The organism is Planosporangium mesophilum, assembly GCF_016863255.1.
Classification (GTDB): Bacteria; Actinomycetota; Actinomycetes; order Mycobacteriales; family Micromonosporaceae; genus Planosporangium; species Planosporangium mesophilum.
In genome coordinates this window covers 97,564-114,375 of sequence record NZ_BOON01000030.1, presented here as the reverse complement: position 1 = coordinate 114,375, position 16,812 = coordinate 97,564, and the positions used below count along the sequence as shown (strand labels likewise).

Annotated in this window: 13 protein-coding genes and 1 pseudogene; 8 read left to right on the top strand and 6 right to left on the bottom strand. The window is 70.2% G+C overall.

The genetic code is table 11. The features are described 5' to 3' along the window. Window positions 1–60: 60 nt before the first annotated feature. Complete coding sequence (locus Pme01_RS15935; RefSeq protein ID WP_168116377.1) at window positions 61–615, bottom strand: YqgE/AlgH family protein; 555 nt, start codon at window positions 613–615, stop codon at window positions 61–63. Between the two features lie 56 nt (window positions 616–671). Then, window positions 672–1,016, bottom strand: a complete 345-nt coding sequence (locus Pme01_RS15930; RefSeq protein WP_168116378.1) for a VOC family protein — start codon at window positions 1,014–1,016, stop codon at window positions 672–674. 48 nt (window positions 1,017–1,064) lie between these two features. On the opposite strand from Pme01_RS15930, the gene Pme01_RS15925 reads away from it, so the two are divergent. Next, window positions 1,065–1,865, top strand: a complete 801-nt coding sequence (locus Pme01_RS15925) for an S-methyl-5'-thioadenosine phosphorylase (RefSeq protein ID WP_239088261.1) — start codon at window positions 1,065–1,067, stop codon at window positions 1,863–1,865. A 113-nt stretch (window positions 1,866–1,978) separates the two neighbouring features. On the opposite strand, the gene Pme01_RS15920 is transcribed toward Pme01_RS15925, so the two are convergent. The 4 genes and pseudogenes from Pme01_RS15920 to Pme01_RS31515 form a co-directional block, all read right to left on the bottom strand. Further along, a complete protein-coding gene (locus Pme01_RS15920; protein WP_168116380.1) occupies window positions 1,979–2,440 on the bottom strand; it encodes a hypothetical protein in 462 nt (153 codons plus the stop codon). 195 nt (window positions 2,441–2,635) lie between these two features. After that, window positions 2,636–4,198 (bottom strand): methyl-accepting chemotaxis protein, encoded by a 1,563-nt coding sequence (locus Pme01_RS15915; RefSeq protein WP_168116381.1) that lies wholly within the window; start codon window positions 4,196–4,198, stop codon window positions 2,636–2,638. Window positions 4,199–4,328: 130 nt separating this feature from the next. Further along, window positions 4,329–5,120: pseudogene (locus tag Pme01_RS31520) on the bottom strand (FAD-dependent oxidoreductase); the annotation flags it as partial. Next, the gene (locus Pme01_RS31515) at window positions 5,092–5,712 is read right to left on the bottom strand and encodes an FAD-dependent oxidoreductase (RefSeq protein WP_203935658.1); all 621 of its coding nucleotides are present in this window, start codon (window positions 5,710–5,712) and stop codon (window positions 5,092–5,094) included. The gene Pme01_RS31515 and the pseudogene Pme01_RS31520, both read right to left, overlap by 29 nt. A gap of 434 nt (window positions 5,713–6,146) precedes the next feature. Here Pme01_RS31515 and Pme01_RS15900 point away from each other — a divergent pair, with 434 nt between their 5' ends. From Pme01_RS15900 to thrS, 7 genes are all read left to right on the top strand, one after another. Further along, window positions 6,147–7,226 (top strand): ABC transporter substrate-binding protein, encoded by a 1,080-nt coding sequence (locus tag Pme01_RS15900; RefSeq protein ID WP_239088260.1) that lies wholly within the window; start codon window positions 6,147–6,149, stop codon window positions 7,224–7,226. A 66-nt stretch (window positions 7,227–7,292) separates the two neighbouring features. Beyond that, window positions 7,293–8,816: a sugar ABC transporter ATP-binding protein gene (locus Pme01_RS15895; RefSeq protein WP_168116382.1), complete on the top strand. Its 1,524-nt coding sequence runs from the start codon at window positions 7,293–7,295 to the stop codon at window positions 8,814–8,816. Continuing rightward, window positions 8,813–9,790 (top strand): ABC transporter permease, encoded by a 978-nt coding sequence (locus Pme01_RS15890; protein WP_168116383.1) that lies wholly within the window; start codon window positions 8,813–8,815, stop codon window positions 9,788–9,790. Before Pme01_RS15895 ends, Pme01_RS15890 begins: the two co-directional genes overlap by 4 nt. A gap of 23 nt (window positions 9,791–9,813) precedes the next feature. Then, a complete protein-coding gene (locus Pme01_RS15885) occupies window positions 9,814–10,806 on the top strand; it encodes an ABC transporter permease (RefSeq protein WP_168116384.1) in 993 nt (330 codons plus the stop codon). A 5-nt stretch (window positions 10,807–10,811) separates the two neighbouring features. Further along, window positions 10,812–11,834, top strand: coding sequence for a LacI family DNA-binding transcriptional regulator (locus Pme01_RS15880; RefSeq protein WP_168116385.1), 1,023 nt, complete (start codon window positions 10,812–10,814; stop codon window positions 11,832–11,834). A gap of 17 nt (window positions 11,835–11,851) precedes the next feature. Next, window positions 11,852–15,094, top strand: coding sequence for a LamG-like jellyroll fold domain-containing protein (locus tag Pme01_RS15875; protein ID WP_168116386.1), 3,243 nt, complete (start codon window positions 11,852–11,854; stop codon window positions 15,092–15,094). A gap of 298 nt (window positions 15,095–15,392) precedes the next feature. Further along, window positions 15,393–16,673, top strand: coding sequence for a threonine--tRNA ligase (thrS, locus tag Pme01_RS15870; protein WP_203935657.1), 1,281 nt, complete (start codon window positions 15,393–15,395; stop codon window positions 16,671–16,673). The last annotated feature ends 139 nt before the right edge of the window (window positions 16,674–16,812 follow it).

The window sequence follows — 16,812 nt, the reverse complement described above, 5'->3', positions numbered from 1 at the left end:
TCCCTCGAAACCATGATCGGCGCGTCGGATCCCGGTTCGTGGGAGCCCGGTCGTCGGGTCTCAGTTCGCCGCCGGGTCGGACGGGAAGTGCGCGACGGCCGCCATCAGCCCGCCCTGCCGCCGGAGCACCATCGGCCAGAGATCATCCGGGCGCGAGGTGAAGGCGTCGCCCGGGAGGGCGTCGAACACGAACCACGATCCGATCTCGATCTCGTTCTCCAACTGACCCGGCGCCCACCCCGCGTACCCGGCGAACACCCGCACACCCACCAGGCCGTCCCGTAGCGGGTCCGGATCGCCGGACAGGTCGACGGTGCCGACCGCGCCGGAGACGCGGTTGAACCCGACCAGCGACTGCACGCCCGGCCGGGTACGGGCCAGGCAGATGGCCGCCTCCGGCTGTACCGGACCGCCCTCGAAGACCACGGACGGCTCGCCGGCGAGCGATCCCCAGGGGCCGAGCACCTCGGCGACCGGTACCTCGGTCGCCCGGTTGAGCACCACCCCGAGCGCTCCGCCCTCTTCATGTGCGACGAGCAGCACCACCGTGCGTTCGAAGTTGGGGTCACGCAGGGCAGGCGTCGCGACCAGTAGCCGCCCGGTCAGCGACTCCATGCCACTCCCCCAGCTCGTTTCCGGCTCCCGGTGTCGCCCCGGCTCGTTCTGCATCACTACCCGGCCACGCAGAACTCGTTGCCCTCGGGGTCGGCGAGCACCGTCCACCGCAGACCGGGCACCTGCTGCTCGCCATGCACCGTAGCGCCCAGACCGACCAGACGCGCCACTTCGACCTCGCGGTCGTCGGCGTGGAAGTCGAGATGCACCCGGTTCTTCCCCGCGCGAGGCTCCGGAACCTGCTGCAACCCTATGGACAAGCCGCCCCCATCCCCGGGCACCAATTGGACGAACACGCCATGATCGGCGGCCACGCGGTAGCCGGCCGCCTCGGTCCAGAAGGCGGCGAGCGTCCGCGGGTCCACGCAGTCGATCGTCACCATGCCGGGTTTCAACACCATGACTCGCACCCTAGCCTGAGGCCGGCAACCTGTTTAGGGTCTTGGTCCGTGACCGGACTAAACACCACCGCCGAAGTCGCCGTTATCGGCGGCTCCGGCTTGTACGCCCTCCTCGAGGATGCCGAGGAGTACACCGTCGACACGCCGTTCGGGCCGCCCTCGGATGTGATCACGGTCGCCCGCGTCGCCGACCGGCGGGTGGCGTTCCTACCCCGCCACGGTCGTGATCACCGCTTCCCGCCACACAAGATCCCGTACCGGGCCAACCTGTGGGCGCTGCGGGCTCTGGGAGCACGCCAGGTGGTCGCGCCGTGCGCCGTCGGGGGCCTGCGACCCGAACTGGGCGCGGGCAGCTTCGTCGTCCCGGACCAGTTGATCGACCGTACCAGCGGCCGGGCGCAGACCTTCTACGACGAGGGCGCCGTCCATGTGAACTTCGCCGATCCGTACTGTCCGGTGGGCCGCCGTACCGTCGTCGAACGGGCCGCCACGAAAGGGATCCCGCTGACCGACGGCGGCACGATGGTCGTCATCGAGGGGCCGCGCTTCTCCACCCGCGCCGAGTCCCGCTGGTACGCCTCGATCGGCGGCGCGGTCGTCAACATGACCGGCCATCCCGAGGCCGTACTCGCCCGTGAGCTGGCCCTGTGCTACACCGCGATCGCGCTGGTCACCGATCTGGACGCCGGGGTCGAGGGCGAGCAGGGTGTCACCCAGGAGGAGGTGTTCCGGGTCTTCGCCGAGAACACCGAACGGCTGCGCGGCCTGCTGCTCGACGTGGTGGCCGCACTGCCCGCCGAGGCCGACTGCCCCTGCCGGCACGCCCTCGACGGCGTTGAGCCGCTCTGACCCACGGCTCCGGTCCGCCGCCCTGAAAGCGCCGCCCTGAACCGCCTTCGGCTGTGGACGCCGCCCGGCGCCGGCCCGAACGCCACCGGCGCGGCCTGACAGTCAACAGGGGCCTAGGTCTCGCCGCCGAGGTCGGTGGCGTACGCCTGGTGGACGAGGTCGGCGCCACGCTGCCGGTGCCGCGACAGCTCACGCAGAAGCTCGGCGCCCCAGGCCCGGACCCGCTCCGGTTCGGCGTCGACCGCCAGGGCCAGCGCGTCCAGCGCCTCCGCCATCGTCGCGTGCTCCCGGCTGAGATCGCTGACCTGGCGCGCGAGTCGCGGTGCGTCGGCGAGCACCTCCGCGTACAGCCCCTCCGGCCCACCGGTCAGCTCCACGTGCGTGACGAACGCCGACCGCAGGCGGGGAAGTTGGCAGGCGACACCGTGCCGCCAACCCGGGTCACCCGACGGCCTGGCGAGGGCGTGCTGGAAGTTCCGGATGGCGGCAAGGAGTTCGAACCGGTGCTGAAGCGCTGTGCGGATCTTGTCGATCCGCGCGTGCGACTGCCGGGCCGCCGTGGGTTCTGCCGTCATGGAGCACCCGCCCCTCAGCCGGTCATCGCCGGGGCGCATCCGGATGCCGCCGGACACCCAGCGACCGGCCTCCGCTCTGTCGAACGTTCGTCCCTTACCACCAGGGTCAGGCCAGGGACCCGATCTGTCCAGCGGTCAGTCGGATCGGCGGGGCCGCCGGAGAGGACCGGCACGCGCCGGCCCTCTCCAACATCCTCAGTACTTGAAGCGCCCGACGAGCTGCTGCAGCTCGCCGCTCATCCGGGCCAGGTCCTCCGCCGTACGGCGGGACTCGTTGACGCCGTCGCTCGTACTCTGCGCCGCGGTGGCGACCCTCGTGATGTTCGAGGCGATCTCGGTCGCGCCGGTCGCGGCTTCGGCCACGTTACGGCTCATCTCGCTGGTCGTGACGCTCTGCTCCTCGACCGCCGACGCGATCGTCTCCTGGAAACCGCTGATCTGCCCGATCACCTCGGTGATGTGGGCGATCACCTCGACGGCCGCGGTGGAGTCGGTCTGGATCGACTGAACGCGCCGGGAGATGTCCTCGGTCGCCTTCGCCGTCTCCTGAGCCAGATCCTTGACCTCGGTCGCCACGACGGCGAACCCCTTGCCCGCCTCGCCGGCGCGCGCGGCCTCGATCGTCGCGTTCAGCGCCAGCAAGTTGGTCTGTTCTGCGATGGAAGTGATCATCTTGACCACGTTGCCGATCTCCACGCTCGAGGTACCGAGCCGGCCCACCGTCGCGGTCGCGGCCTCCGCCCCGGCGACCGCGGTGGTCGCCACCCTCGCCGCTTCGGTCGCGTTGTGCGCGATCTCCCGGATCGACGCGCCCATCTCCTCGGCGCTGGTCGCGACCGTGTGCACGTTGCTGGAGACCTGCTCGGCCGCGGCCGACACCACCTGGGCCTGAACGCTGCTCTCCTCGGCCGAGGAGGCGATCTGCGCCGAGACGCTCGACATCTGCTCGCTGGACGAAGCCAGTTGCTCGGAGTTGGCCGCGACGGCACCGATCGCCTCGCGCAGATTGGTGGTCGCGGAGTCCAGTGACCGGGCCATCTGGCCGAGCTCGTCCCGGGCGTCGACGTCCGCGGACCGGGTGAGATCACCAGCGGCGAGGCCGTCCGCCACGTACGAGACCTTGCGCACGGCACCGACGATCAGCCGGGCGACATACAGGGCGAAGAGCAGCCCGATCAGCAGACCGACCACAAGAACGGTGATCAGAGTGGTACGGGCGCTGTCGTAGGTGGCCCCCGCGTCCTTGTCCCGCTGGGCGGCGCGGACTTTCTCGATGTCGACCAGGCGGACCACGTCCGCCGAGAGCGCCTTGTTGATCTCACCGAAGGTCGTGTTCCGCAGGTTGAGAGCAGTGGCGACGTCACCGGCGCGCAGGGCCGCGAAGTAATCCGCGTCGCGCAGCTTGCGATATGCGTCCAGGTCGGCCTTGAGCTTGTCGAACGCCTCCTGCCGACCGCTCATCGGGCCGGCTGCGTATGCCGCCAGCGCCTTGTCGATGGCCGCATCAGAGGCGGCGACGACTGCGATCGCGTCGTCCAGTTCCTTGCCGGGCCGCGCTGCCCTCGCGTTGGTGACGTCCACCCGCATCTGCATGTACGTCTGGCGGATGTCGCCCATCCGCGCGGTCTGCATCACGCTGCGGTTGTAAAGGTCCGCCGCCGCCTGCCTCGTCTGCCCGAGTGCGCTCAGGGCGGCCACGCCCACCATGACCGCCACCACGGCCAGTGTCGCCACGATCAGAAGGATCTTGGTGTTCACCCGCCGGTCTGCGTACCACCTCGTCACGGGGTTGCGACTGCTGCGGCCTCCGGGCCGCCCGTACCTCGTCGCGTCCATACGCGCCACCGTTGCCATCCAATCAGTCAGAGTCGCCGCAAAAGGCCCATTACTAGGCCATATCGGCCAGCCGGCTGATTGGATAAGCAACAACACATGGCGACGAGAGGTGTGTTCGGGTGCGACCAGTACCGGAACGGAAGCGGCGTTTCCTCCACTTGAAGACCTGACCCTGCCGCTCGACCAGGTCACGGAGGGCTACCGCGCCATGGACGAGCGCCGCGTTATCAAGACACTGCTCCGCGCCGTCGGCTCCGGGGCGGGCATCGACGCCGACGTGCTGCTCCAGCACCGTCCGCTCGGCCCGGATGCGTCGCGCCTCCCGGATGTACGGGGCGGCGGCCAGCCCGTCGGTCGTACCGAGCGGGTCTCCGCACGGGCGCAGCATCGGGTACCCGGCTCCCCCTCCGGGGCGGGGCGCCTCGGTCTGCAGCCAGTACACGAACGACCGGGTGAGGTCCCGCGCCCGCGCGAGCCCGGTTGCCCGCTCCTCGGTGGACACGCCGGTGACCGGGGACAGCCAGTAGTCGATCTGCGGCCAGTTGACGAGCGTGACGTCGTTGACCGGCGGGTTGACGTGCCGGCCGTAGCGGATCCGCCGGAACGTCCACAAGTCCTGTTCGCCGTCGACGCCGAAGAGTGGCCGGCGCAGGGGCTTGCCGGTCTCCGGTTCCTGGGTCACCCAGCCCAGCCGCGGACCGGGCCAGTGCGACGCCTGGTAGGACCGCCAGAACGCGTACCCGGCCGGCCGGTCGATGGTGTGGTCGGAGCCGGGGTCGAGTTCGAGCGCGACACACCAGGTGATGGCCTGCTGGTCACACGGGTCGGCCGGCCCGGCCAACGCGTGCGGCTCTCCCGTCTGGTCGGCACTCTCCGCCCCCGACGATGTGCTCGCACCCGGTGAGCGGCAGCAGGTCGCCCTCTTCGGTGGCGTCGAGGACGTAGCGGGCGCTGATGTGTACCGTCTCGCCGTTGCGTGTGTCGGTGAAGGTGACGGCGTCGACCCGGTCGCCGCTGACGTCCGCCGACCCGGGCTGGTGCCGGGTGAGCAGCCGCAGTTGCCCCTCTCGCAGGTACGGCTGGAGCATGTCGTGGAGGACGCCGTGCACGACCGTCGGCTCGGCAGCGAGGTTGCTGACCCAGGCCTGACCGGGGTTGAGGTGCGCCGCGGAGCGGGCGGCGGGGGTGAGCGGACGGCCGTACCGGTAGGCGTCGCGTACCGCGTCGCGCATCTGCCGGTAGGTGGCGGTGACGCCGGTGCGCTCCACCCACGGATGCTCGTCGGGGGGGGGTACGGCCTGGGCCGTGAGCTGTCCACCGATCCAGTCGGTCGGCTCGGTCAGGATGACGCTGTGCCCCAGCCGGACAGCGGACTGGGCGGCGGCGACGCCCCCGCAGCCCGCGCCGACGACAAGGACGTCGCAGTCGAGTTCCATGAACTCCCTTCGGTTGTGCGCGCGTCGGCCCGGACGGGCGCCGGTGCCATCAGGAGCGAGAGCTGGCGGGAGCCGATATGGGCCGGGCTTTCGGTGATCTGGCGCCGCGCCACCAGGTAGGCCAGGAGTACCGGCACCGTGGACACCCCGGCGCCGCATCGCCTGCCGACGGTTCGCGCGCCGGTAAAACCGCAGCTCAAGGCCGCCTTAGGCCGGCCCTGGCGAGGCGGAGGGTTTTCTCGACGGAATCTTGTCGGGCCCTGACGGTGACCTGTATAACGTTATAGAGCCTGCTCGATATCGGCAAGCGTCCATCTGGTCACCCCCATCGACGTTTCGTGTCACCAGCACCCGCCGGTGAGTCTTCACGCCACCATCCCGACCGGCCCGACGGCCGGCAGCTCAGCGATTCCCTCAGGTAAGGAGTGGCACCTGTGATCACACGTCACCATCGCCTGGCCACCGGCGCGACGGCGTTCCTGGCCGGCGCGTCGATCCTGCTGGCGGCATGCGCCAAGAGCGAGAACAGCGGCAGCGCATCCACCAACGGCGACGCCGGTCAGCAGCGGGTCGTCACGCCCAACGCGGGCGCCGGCGGCTGCACCCTGTCCAGCTACGGTGCCACCAAGCTCGACCTCAAGGACGCCATCGTCGGCTTCTCCCAGTCGGAGAAGGAGGCCAACCCGTTCCGGATCGCCGAGACGCAGTCCATCAAGGACGAGGCGGCCAGGCTCGGGGTCAAGAAGCTGCTCACCACCAACGCGCAGTCGCAGTTGGGGAAGCAGATCAGCGACATACAGGACATGCTCGCCCAGGGTGCGCAGTTCCTGATCGTCGCACCACTCAACTCCGACGGCCTCCAGCCGGCGCTGCAGGCCGCCGCGGCCAAGAAGGTACCGGTCCTCACGATCGACCGGAAGATCAACGCGACCGCGTGCAAGGACTACGTCGCATTTCTGGGCTCGAACTTCGTCGAGCAGGGCAAGCGGGCCGCGGACGCGCTGATCAAGGCGACCGACGGCAAGGGGAAGGTCGCGATCCTGCTCGGCGCCTCGGGCAACAACGTGACCACCGACCGCACCAACGGCTTCGTCAACCAGCTCAAGGCGAGCGCGCCGGGCATGGAGATCGTCGCGCAGCAGACCGGTGACTTCGCGCGGGACAAGGGCCAGCAGGTCATGGAGCAGCTGATCCAGAGCAGGCCCGACATCACCGCGGTATACGCCGAGAACGACGAGATGGCCCTCGGCGCCGTCACCGCGCTGAAGGGCGCCGGCAAGAACCCGGGCAAGGACGTCAAGATCGTCTCCATCGACGGTACCCGCAACGCGGTCCAGGGCATCGTGGACGGCACGATCAACGCGGTGATCGAGTCGAACCCGCGCTTCGGTCCGCTCGCCTTCTCCACCGCCCAGCAGTTCTACAGCGGCTCGCCGATCCCGGAGAACGTCATCATCTCCGACCGGGCCTACGACAGCACCAACGCCAAGGACTCCCTCGCCGGAGCGTACTGATCCGACGCGGACGCCGGCGGCGGTTCTGCCCGCCGCCGGCACCCGCCCGGCGTGGAAGGGGAACATATGAGCCCGATCGCCGAGCTGGTCGGCGTCTCCAAACGCTTTCCGGGCGTGCTGGCACTCGACAACGTGTCCATCACGCTCGCACGCGGCGAGGTGCACGCCCTCGTCGGCGAGAACGGCGCCGGGAAGTCGACGCTGATCAAGCTGCTGACCGGGGTGTACACGCCCGACGCCGGCGAGATCCGCTACGCCGGGCGGCCGGTGTCGTTCCGCCGCCCGCTGGACGCCCAGGCTGCCGGCATCTCCACCATCTACCAGGAGGTCAACCTCCTCCCCCGGATGAGCGTGGCGAGCAACCTCTACCTCGGGCGCGAACCCCGCGGCCGGTTCGGCCTCATCGACCACCGCCGGATGTACGCCGACGCGGCCGCGCTGCTGTCGCAGTACGGCATCGACGTCGACGTACGGGCGCCGCTGCAGTCGCTCGGCCTCGGCGCCCAGCAGATGGTCGCGCTCGCGCGGGCCGTCTCGGTCGACGCCCGCGTCGTCATCATGGACGAACCGACCTCCTCGCTGGAGCCCCGCGAGGTGGACACCCTGTTCCGCGTCGTACGCGACCTGCGCGGACAGGGCGTGGCGATCATGTACGTCAGCCACCGCCTCGACGAGCTCTACCGCATCTGCGACCGGGTGACCGTGCTGCGAGACGGCCGGGTCGTGCACACCGGGCCGCTCGCGGAGCTCGACCGGCTGCGCCTGGTCTCCCTGATGCTCGGCCGGGACGTGGCCGAGGTACGCCGGCACGGGCTCACCCGGTTCAGCGAGTCGCACACCGCCGCGGCGGGCGAGCCGGTGCTGCGGGTACGCGACCTGACCCGGCGCCACGTGCTGTCCGGCGTATCGTTCGACGTGCGCCCCGGCGAGGTCACCGGCCTCGGTGGCCTGCTCGGCTCCGGCCGGTCGGAGACCGCGAAGGCGATCGTCGGCGCGCTGCCGGTCGAGCGCGGCGAGGTGACCGTCGCCGGCCGGAGGCTGCGCCGCCTGTCCCCCGCCGCGGCCATCCGGGCCGGCATCAGCCTCCTGCCGGAGGACCGCAAGGCCGAAGGCATCATCCCGGAGCTGTCGGTACGGGAGAACATCGTGCTCGCGGCGATGCCGAGGCTGTCACGTGTGGGCGTGGTCTCCCGCGCCCAGCAGGACCGCGTCGTCGACCTGTTCATGAAGCGGTTGCGCATCAAGGCGGCGAGCCCCGACCAGAAGGTGTCGGAGCTGTCCGGCGGCAACCAGCAGAAGGTCCTGCTCGCCCGGTGGCTGTGCCTGAACCCGAAGGTCCTGCTGCTGGACGAGCCGACCCGGGGCATCGACGTCGGCGCCAAGGCCGAGGTCCAGCAGCTCATCGACGACCTCGCGCAGGAGGGGCTGGCCGTCGTGCTCATCTCCTCCGACCTGGAGGAGCTCGTCGAAGGCGCCGACCGGATCGTGGTACTGCACGCCGGCGCTGTGGTCGACGAGCTGGCCGGCGACGACGTCAGCGAATCCCACCTCATGGCCGCGGTGGCCCATGACGGGGAGGCACCAGAATGACCGACCTGGCCGCGACCACGAGCACGGCCGCACCGGTGGCCGACCGCCGGCACATCGCCCGGTATCTACCGGGCTACGGCGTCTACGCCGCCGTCGCGGCGCTGCTGGCGTTCAACGCCGCGTTCACCGACCACTTCCTCACCGTCGGCAACCTGCGCACCCAGCTCATCCAGGTCGCGCCGGTGGTCATCGTCGCACTCGGGATGGCGCTGGTCATCGGTACCGAAGGAGTGGACCTGTCGGTCGGCTCGGTGATGGCGCTCGCCGCGGCGGTCCTGCCGCTCTACCTCGGCTACGGCGCCGTGCCCGCGATCGCGGTCGCGCTGGTCGCCGGGGTCGCGGTCGGTGCGGTCAACGGCGCGCTCGTGGCGGTGGTGGGGCTGCAGCCGATCGTCGCGACCCTCGCGCTGTTCGTCGGCGGCCGCGGCCTCGCGCTGGTACTCGCCGACGGGCAGCTCAAGCAGCTCCACAACGCCGCGCTGCTGGCCATCGGCAGCGACGACGTGCTGGGCGTGCCCGCGGTCGTGCTGATCGCCGCAGCCCTGGCGGTCGCGGTCGGGTTCGTGGTGCGGGGCACGACGTTCGGCCGCCAGCTCGTCGCGATCGGCGGCAACCGGGTCGCCAGCCAGCTCGCCGGTCTTCCGGTACGCCGGGTGCTGTGCTGCACCTACATCGCGTGCGGTGTCTTCGCGGCGCTCGCCGGGGTGCTCGCCACCGCACGGCTCAACGCCAGCGACCCGTCCGCGCTCGGCAACCTGATGGAGCTGTCCGCGATCACCGCCGTGGTCGTCGGCGGCACCCCGCTGTCCGGCGGCCGGGTCCGGGTCCTCGGTACGGTCGTCGGCGCGCTGCTCATGCAGCTGGTGCGCGCCACCCTCATCAAGCACGACCTGCCCGACTCCACCGCGCAGATGGCGCAGGCCGTCATCATCCTCGTCGCCGTATACGTCGCCCGAGAGCGGAAGTCGCGATGACCCGGTCGACAACGGAGCCTCCGATGGCGGACACCCACCCGGCGCCCACCGCCACCCCCGGGCGGACCGAGCGGGCCGCGGCGCTCGTCCAGCGGCACGGTGCGCTCGCGGTCCTCCTCCTGGGCGCAGCCGTTGCCACGGGCGCGTTCCCGTCCTTCGGCACCCTCGACAACACCCACAACATCGCCATCCAGTCGTCGTTCCTCGCCATCGTCGCGCTCGGCATGACCTTCGTGATCATCAGCGGCGGGATCGACCTCTCGGTCGGCTCCGTGTTCGCGCTCGGCGGTGTGCTCGCCGCGTACGCGTCCCGCTGGGGCCTGCTGCCGGCGCTGCTGCTGCCGCTGGCGGTGTGCGGCCTCATCGGCGCGGTCAACGGTGTACTCGTCGCCAGGACCCGGATGCCCGCCTTCATCGTCACGCTCGCCGGCCTGCTCGGCGCGCGCGGCCTGCTGCTCGCGATCACCCACGAGGGGTCCGACACGTTCCTGGTCCCGAAGGGCTCGGCCTTCGCGACGCTCGGGCAGGGCACGCTCGTCGGCTTCGGCTACCCGGTGTACATCGCCCTCGCCGTATTCGGACTCGGCGGCCTGGTGCTGCGGCGCACCCGAACCGGGCAGTCGCTCTTCGCCGTCGGCGGCAGCGAGGACGCGGCCAGCCTGATGGGCCTGCCGGTCGCCCGCATCAAAATCACCGTGTACCTGCTGAGCGGGCTCCTGGCCGGGCTCGCCGGCGCGCTCAACGCCGCCCGGCTGTCGTCGGGCGTCACGATCCTCGGCGTCGGCCTGGAACTGGACGCCATCGCCGCCGTCGTCATCGGCGGCACGCTGCTGGTCGGCGGCGCCGGCACACTCAGCGGGACGCTGTGCGGCGTGCTGCTGCTGGGCGTGATCCAGAACGTCATCAACCAGATCGGCTCGCTCAACTCCTCGTACCAGTCGGTGGTCAGCGGCGCGTTCCTGATCGTCGTCGTGGTGGCACAGACGTACCTCGGCCGTACCCAGCGGATCCGGTGACGCCGATGGGGGTCAGCCTCAAGGACATCGCCAAACGGGCCGGCGTATCGGTGGCGACGGTGTCCAATGTGGTCAACGGGTACCGCCCGGTCGCCGAGGCCACCCGCGAGCGGGTCCGGCAGGCGATCGACGAGCTCGGCTACAGCCCCAACCTGTCCGCGCGGCACCTGCGCAACGGCCGGACCGGGATCATCGCGCTGGCCATCCCGGAGCTCAACAACCCGTACTTCGCCGAGCTGGCCGACGCGGCGATCCGCGAGGCCGGCCTGCACGGCTACACCGTGCTCCTGGACTACACCGACGGGGACCGGGAGAAGGAACTGCTGGTCAGTCAGGGGTTCCGGGCTCAGGTGATCGACGGGCTCATCCTCTCGCCGGTCCAGCTGAGGCGGGCCGACGTGCTGAGCCGGACCAGTGAGACACCGATGGTGCTCGTCGGCGAGGGCGTCTACAACGTGCCTTACGACCACATCGCGATCGACAACGTGGCGGCCAGCGTCGCCGCGATGACGCACCTGCTGGGGCTGGGCCGGCGCCGGATCGCGTTCGTCGGCGCCCAGTCCGACGTCAACCGGCAACCCGCCCAGCTGCGTCTGCTCGGCTATCAGGAAGCGCTGAGCGGCGCCGGGCTCAGCTACGACCCGGGGCTGGTCGTGACCACCGACTACTTCGGACGTTCGGACGGGGCAGCCGGGCTACGACGACTCATGGCGCTGCCCGAGCCGCCGGACGCGGTCTTCGCCTACAACGACCTCATCGCCATCGGCGTGCTGCGCGCCGCGGTCGAGCTGGGCCTGCGGGTCCCCGACGACATCGCGGTGGTCGGCTTCGACGACATCGACGAGGGGCGGTACAGCAATCCGACACTGACCACCATCTCCCCCGACAAGGCCGACATCGGCCGCCGGGCCGTGGCCGCGCTCATCGGCCGGCTGGACGGCAGCCGCGAAGCCGAGCCGGAGGAGGTACAGGTGCCGTTCGAGCTGGTCACCAGGGAGAGCACGCTCGGCCATCCCGAGCCGGGCTGAATGGAGGTTGATCAACTGTGCGAAGAGTACGGCAACTGATTGTCGCGGTCGGGGCACTGGTACTGGCGTCGGTCGCCGTACCGGCGAGCCGGGCGGGCGCGGCGACAACCGAACGCCACGGGCTCCGCGGCGACTACCATGTCAGCGCGCCGGGAACCTACGACCAGTTCACCACCCTCAAGGCCACCGTCGTCGACCCGAACATCGACGTCAACGACCTCGAACCGGTCCTCGACAGCCTCACCGGCCAGAACGACCACAACACGATCCGGTGGACCGGGCAGGTCCAGCCGCGGTACTCCGAGCCGTACACGTTCTCGATGGTCGCGGACAACGGCTTCCGCGTGTGGGTCGACAACCAGCTGGTCATCGACCACTGGGTCGACGACTGGGACAACCCGCAGACGGGCACCCCGGTCGCGCTGCAGGCCGGCCGGAAGTACGACATCAAGGTGGAGTACTTCGAGAACCGGGGCGGCTCGAACGCGCACCTGAGCTGGTCGAGCCCGAGCCGACCCAAGGAGATCGTGCCGAACTCCGCGCTGTACCTCCCGCCCGGATTCACCTACCCCGGGCCGCTGTCGTCTGCGGTCCCGACCGACGGTGAGACCATCACGATGACCTTCGACCAGGCGATGAAGCCGGTACCGGCCGGGGCGGCCACGCACTTCACGGTTCAGGTCAACGGCACCGCGTGGCCGATCGCGTCGGCCGCGCTGGACCGTCGTGATCCCGCTACGGTCGCGCTGCGCCTGTCGGAGCCGATTCCCCGGCAGGCCGGCAACGGCATCCGGGCGGTCTACGACGGCCAGGGCGGCGTCACGACGACCGGCGGCTCAGGCGTCCCGGGGTTCAACGTCTACGTCGTCAACGACTCGACGTACCAGATCACCACGCCGTGGGCCAAGGACGTCTCGCCGTCGAACGTGCTGCCGGAGTACCCGCGCCCGCAGCTCACCCGCTCCGACTGGCAGAACCTCAACGGCGTGTGGCAGTACCAGGCCGGCAGCGCCGATCAGGCTCCGCCGTCGGGTAACCTGTCCGGAAAGATCCTCGTGCCGTACCCGCCGGAGTCGCTGCTGTCCGGCGTCCAGCGGCACGACGACCACATGTGGTACCGCCGCACGTTCACCGTCCCCGAAAGCTGGCGAACCGGCGGCCAGCGGCTGCTGCTCCACTTCGGTGCCGTCGACTACCAGGCGACCGTGTGGGTCAACGGCGTACAGGTGGCCACCCACACCGGCGGCTACGACGCCTTCGACGCCGACGTCACCGACGCGGTCACCGGCCGCGGCCCGCAGACGCTGCTCGTCAGGGCGGTCGACCCGAGCACCTCCGGCCCCTCCAACCAACCCGTCGGCAAGCAGCGCAGCAACCCGAGCGGCATCTGGTACACCCCGTCGTCGGGCATCTGGCAGACGGTGTGGATGGAGCCGGTGGCCCCCGCGCACATCGACCGCCTCGACATGACCCCCGACCTGACCGACGGCACCCTGAAGCTGACCGTGCGGGCGTCCGGGGTGACCGGCCAGCGGGTCGAGGCGACGGCCTGGGACGGCGACACGAAGGTCGGCTCGGTCACCGGGCCGGTCGGCACGGCGCTCGCGCTGCCCGTGCCGCACGCCAAGCTGTGGAACCCCGACAAACCTTTCCTGTACGACCTGAAGGTCGCGCTCGTCGACGGTCACCGGCCGGTCGACCGGGTGGGCAGCTACTTCGGGATGCGCTCGGTGTCGATCGGCGACGTCAACGGGCAGCCGCACGCGCTGCTCAACGGCTCCTTCGTGTTCAACCTCGGCACCCTGGACCAGGGCTTCTGGCCCGACGGCCTGTACACCGCACCGACCGACGCCGCGCTCAAGTTCGACCTGCAGCAGCAGAAGGCGCTCGGCTTCAACACGGTCCGCAAGCACATCAAGGTCGAGCCCCAACGCTGGTACTACTGGGCAGACAAGCTGGGCCTCATCGTCTGGCAGGACATGCCGGCGATGAACCCGGACCGGGGCAGCCCGCTCACCGCCGCCGACAAGGCGGAGTTCGAGTCGGAACTGCACACGATGATCGAGCAGCACCGCAGCCACCCCTCGATCACGATGTGGGTCCCGTTCAACGAGGGCTGGGGCGAGTACGACCCGGCTCGCGTCACGAACGAGGTCAAGGCCTGGGACCCGAGCCGGCTGGTCAACACCGACAGCGGCCAGAACTGCTGCGCCTCGCTGCCCGACCCGCACGCCGGCGACATCTACGACAACCACAACTATCCGGCTCCCGGGCATCCCGTCATCACCGACCATCGGGCGATCGTCGACGGCGAGTTCGGCGGGCTGGGCCTGAAGGTCCCCGGGCACATGTGGTTCGGCGGTGGCTTCGCGTACGAGATGGAGAACTCGTCGCAGCAGCTGACCGACCGGTACGTGGGCATGGACAAGGATCTGGAGTCCTGCATCAGGTGCGGGTTGTCCGGCTCGATCTACACCCAGCCGTACGACGTCGAGGGCGAGGTCAACGGCCTGATGACGTACGACCGGCGGGTGCTGAAGGTCGACGCGGCGCGGGTACGGGCGGCCAACCTCGCGGTGCTCGCCGCGGCCGGCAACGTCTCGAACCCGCCCCCGCCGCCGCCCGGTACCCCGGGCCTGACGGGAGTGGGCTCCTGGCCGCTCGACCAGGCCGCAGGCGGCACCACGCCGGACGCGTCCGGCAAGGGGAACGACGGGACGCTCGTCAACGGGCCGACTCCGGTGGCCGGCAAGAACGGCAACGCGCTCCAGTTCAACGGCGGCAACCAGTGGGTGGACACCGGGGCGAGCATCCTCGACACGACCGGCAACTACACCGTGTCGGCGTGGGTGACGATCGACGATCCCGGCAACGCCTTCCAGACCGCGGTGAGCCAGGACAGCGCCGGGGGTACCAGCGAGTTCTTCCTGCAGTACTCGGGCGTCGACCACCGGTTCGCGTTCAGCGCGGTCGGGATCCGGGCGCTGGCGCCGACCGCGCCCAGCCCGGGGCGCTGGTACCACCTCGTCGGCGTCCGCGACGCGCAGCACAGCGAGCTGCGGCTCTACGTCGACGGCACCCTCGCGGGTACGGCCTCCTACTGCCCCGGTGCCGCGGCAGGCGGTCACACCGTGCTCGGGCGCGCGCAGTACCAGGGCAACCAGGTGGACTTCTGGGGCGGCAAACTCGACCAGGTGCACGTCTACGACCGCGCGCTGTCCGCGGACGAGGTCGGCACGCTGTACGCGTCGGGCGCGTGACTCCGCCGGGCCCCACGTAGTAGACAGGTCCGGGAGCGTCTTCACGACACTCCCGGGACCTGTCCTGTGGGCTTTCCCCGACATGCCGTCTCGCAGGGATGCTCGCTGGAATAGGCGCGCGACCCGCTTCGATGTGTCGTATGGTTGCGGCATGTTCGTACAGCAGCTGACCACGACGCCGGATCGTCTCCGGCGCTAGCTGCTGCAATTCGGCAACTCACTCAGCCCCGGAGCGGTGCTCCGGGGCTGAGTCGTCCCGACGGCGGGCTCCGGCGGCACTGCCACCGAAGGAGCCACCGTGACCAGTCATTCGGAGCCGGGACATTCGGCGCTCGACCACCGGGACCTGAACGCCGACATGGCCATCTTCGCGACCGACCCGATGATCGGAGCCGGGCTGCCGCTGTGGCTGCCTGCGGGAGCCGTCATCCGGTATGAGCTGGAGATGCTCGCGCGAGAGATTGCCCACCGCGACGGGTGCCTGCCGGTTTACTCCCCTGTACTGGGCAAGCGTGCGCTGTACGAGCGGTCCGGGCACTGGAACAAGTTCAGCGACGACATGTTCCCGCCGATGCGCCTCGGCGGTGATGAGCTGGTGCTACGCCCGGCCAACTGCCCGCACCACGCGATGATCTATGCGTCCCAGCAACGTTCTTACCGGCAGCTGCCCATCCGGCTCAACGAGCTGGCGTCAATGTTCCGCGCCGAACGGTCCGGGGTCGTGAGCGGTCTGAGCCGGGTGCGGCAGATCTCGCTCGACGACACCCACGTGTTCTGCCGCCCGGATCAGACCGCCGCCGAGGTCGCCCGGGCGCTGCGCTCCGCTCTGGAGTCCCAGCGGGTACTCGGCTTGCCGGTCGACTACGTCCGGCTGTCCCGCCGCGACGGCAGCGACAGCTACTTGGGCTCGGCCACTCAGTGGCAGGATGCCGAGCAGGCGCTGCGCTCGGCTGCCGCGGAGGTGCTCGGCCCGGGTGGCCCCCCGCTTGTGGAGGCCGTCGGTGAAGCGGCCTTCTACGGGCCGAAGCTCGATCTTCAGGTGCGCGACCAGCGTGGCTCCGAGGAGACCATCGCGACGGTCCAACTGGACTTCAACCAGCCCGAGCGGCTCGACCTGACCTACGATGCCGCGGATGGCACCCGCCAACGCGTCGTCATGATCCATCGGGGCACCGTCGGCGCGATGGAACGCGTCGTCGCCGCGTTGCTCGAGCGCTACTCGGGCCGGTTGCCGCTGTGGCTGGCACCCGTCCAGGTCTGCGTCCTGCCGATCACTCCTGCCCAGGACGACTACGCCAGAGCACTGGTCGACGACCTGTGCACGGCTGGCATGCGCGCTCGACTGGACACCGACGGATCACTGCGCGCTCGCATCCGAATCAGCCGCCGCCGCCGCGACAGCCTCATCGCCGTCATAGGACCGGCCGAGATCATCTCCGATCTGGTCCACGTCACCGACCTGACCGCCGACTTCACCGGGCCGGTAGCGCGGGACACCTTCATGGAGACCGTCCGCAGCGCCCATGCCAATCGTGTACCGAGCATCGCCTGGCCAACCCTCGCTGCTGACCGGCACTGAGCTGACCGGCACGTCTGCCCTGGCACGATCGGCTGGGGCCTCCGGCCGGCTTCTGTAACCGCCGCATGTCCCCCGGACACGCGTAGTGCCCGGTGTGATGACCGGGCCCTAAATAGGAGAACCTTGCACCAACTCATGC

What these genes read in the sequence shown, in the direction of transcription:
- Pme01_RS31515 (WP_203935658.1), bottom strand. Translation starts at nt 5,712, where the DNA reads ATGGAACTCGACTGCGACGTCCTTGTCGTCGGCGCGGGCTGCGGGGGC.
- Pme01_RS15935 (WP_168116377.1), bottom strand. Translation starts at nt 615, where the DNA reads ATGGAGTCGCTGACCGGGCGGCTACTGGTCGCGACGCCTGCCCTGCGT.
- Pme01_RS15895 (WP_168116382.1), top strand. Translation starts at nt 7,293, where the DNA reads ATGAGCCCGATCGCCGAGCTGGTCGGCGTCTCCAAACGCTTTCCGGGC.
- Pme01_RS15885 (WP_168116384.1), top strand. Translation starts at nt 9,814, where the DNA reads ATGGCGGACACCCACCCGGCGCCCACCGCCACCCCCGGGCGGACCGAG.
- Pme01_RS15890 (WP_168116383.1), top strand. Translation starts at nt 8,813, where the DNA reads ATGACCGACCTGGCCGCGACCACGAGCACGGCCGCACCGGTGGCCGAC.
- Pme01_RS15930 (WP_168116378.1), bottom strand. Translation starts at nt 1,016, where the DNA reads ATGGTGTTGAAACCCGGCATGGTGACGATCGACTGCGTGGACCCGCGG.
- Pme01_RS15920 (WP_168116380.1), bottom strand. Translation starts at nt 2,440, where the DNA reads ATGACGGCAGAACCCACGGCGGCCCGGCAGTCGCACGCGCGGATCGAC.
- Pme01_RS15880 (WP_168116385.1), top strand. Translation starts at nt 10,812, where the DNA reads ATGGGGGTCAGCCTCAAGGACATCGCCAAACGGGCCGGCGTATCGGTG.